2 protein-coding genes are annotated in these 811 nt (G+C 42.8%); one reads left to right on the top strand and one right to left on the bottom strand.

Going from position 1 to position 811, the window contains the following annotated elements:
* Nucleotides 1-436: MASE3 domain-containing protein (locus A3763_RS30025; RefSeq protein WP_197482722.1), on the bottom strand; the 436-nt coding region annotated here is incomplete at its 3' end.
* A 187-nt stretch (nt 437-623) separates the two neighbouring features.
* Between A3763_RS30025 and A3763_RS03180 the strand changes: the two genes are divergently transcribed.
* Nucleotides 624-811 (top strand): hypothetical protein (locus A3763_RS03180; protein WP_156494862.1); only part of this gene is annotated, 188 nt, incomplete at its 3' end.

Consider the following 811-nt stretch of genomic DNA (forward strand, 5'->3'; position numbering starts at 1 on the left):
GCAAAGCCCATAAGCTTAGTGCCGCCCCGACGGTCATGATTGAAGCATTGAAAAGGCGGGAAAGCGCCCAGGTAAAAGGAATAAAATCAGTGTTCTGGGCTTGAGCATCGATCACTCTTGCTGATGCCAAGGTATGAAAAATGTCGATCGATGCTGCCGAGAGCAATGCAAGCCCCATGATAGGGAGTGTAATATTACGATGATAGTAGTAATGAACAAACGCAAAGATAGCGCCGATACAGGCAATAGAAATTGCGCTCCATTCGAGAATGGTATGTAGGATAGCTCCCTGCAGCGCTTCCAGCATCGAGCTTTGTGTTGTCACTATATCGACTTTTGTCGGCGCAGCGCCAAAGTCAATTCCTAGCANATTAGGTAAAAAAGGTAGAGTGCAGAGAAAAAATAGCCCAATAGTCAGTTTTTTGGGAGACGTCATTCAAACTTCCGAAATATGGTGACGTGGTGCGATGGCATTAAAGAAGTATAGTAGAAATGTCTTCAAGTTCACGTCAGTATGCAAATAATAGGAAAGTCGCTATGCTTTGGTTACACTGAACAAATGGATAGTCTTGGTATGCTTTTGTTTTTTGGGTGCAACTAGCCAAATTGGGTTTAGATGAATTATGAGCGAACAAGCAAAAGCGCTGATTACCGAAATATTTGATGCAGCTTGTGTTAAGCAGTTTGAAAGCTTGGGCTGTCAAATAGAAGTAACGGATAGAAGTTCATATTCCCGAGAAGTGATGGCTTCGTATATTACGGCAGGCTCTGAAGACCTGACAATTTCTTTGCTATTAAAAACACCGCGTTT

It is taken from the genome of Oleiphilus sp. HI0128, from assembly GCF_001635365.1.